This is a genomic window from Streptomyces sp. NPDC127092 (assembly GCF_042722475.1).
In the GTDB taxonomy this organism is placed as follows: Bacteria; Actinomycetota; Actinomycetes; order Streptomycetales; family Streptomycetaceae; genus Streptomyces.
Map to the genome: position 1 here is coordinate 411 of NZ_JBHXFE010000332.1, position 773 is coordinate 1,183.

Consider the following 773-nt stretch of genomic DNA (forward strand, 5'->3'; position numbering starts at 1 on the left):
GCTCCGATCCCGCCCGTCTCCTGCCGACCCCGCCGACGAACCTGGTGACCTCCCAGATCGTGCTGCCCACGGCCACCGAGGAATCCTTCGTGCGGTTCGTCGGCAACTTTCTGCGGTTCTTCGAACGCAACAGTGCACCGGGGTCGCGGTTTTCGAGCCTGTACGCCCAGTTCTTTGCCAGCGCCTACCTCGGCGGTCTGTGCCAACTCACCCCCCGCCTCGACGCCGATCGCCCCGACGCCCGCACGCTGCTCGACGAATTCGTCGGCGCGATGGTCGAGGGTGTGTGGCCGCCGCCGGTGGTGGTGCCCGCGACCGCGGGCCCGTTCCTGGACGTGTCGACGCGGCTGTCCGCGCCCCGCGGGCGGGCCCCGTTCCTGGGCAAGTACAAGAGCGCGAACCTGCGCCGCGCCTACACCGACGAGCAGCTGCGCACCCTGCACCGCTACCTGACCGATCCCCGCTTCCAGAGCCAGGACTCGGGGGTGGAGCTCTTCCCCGCCGGCGGTGCGATCAACACCCGAGCCGCCACGGCGACGGCGATGCCGACCCGGGACTCGTTCATGAAAGCGGTCTTCGTCACCGCCTGGCGCAATCCCGCCGACGAGGCCGCACACCTCGAGTGGTCCCGCAGCATGTTCCGCGACATCTACGCCGACACCGGCGGCGTTCCGGTCCCGAACCACGCCAACGCCGGCGCCTACGTCAACTACCCCGACGCCGACCTGCGGGACCCGGCACAGAACACCTCCACGGCGGCGTGGTCCACCCTG

General features: G+C 70.4%; 1 pseudogene. It reads left to right on the forward strand.

Annotated features, from left to right (window positions below):
* Nucleotides 1–773: pseudogene (locus ACFWJO_RS40160) on the forward strand (FAD-linked oxidase); the annotation flags it as partial.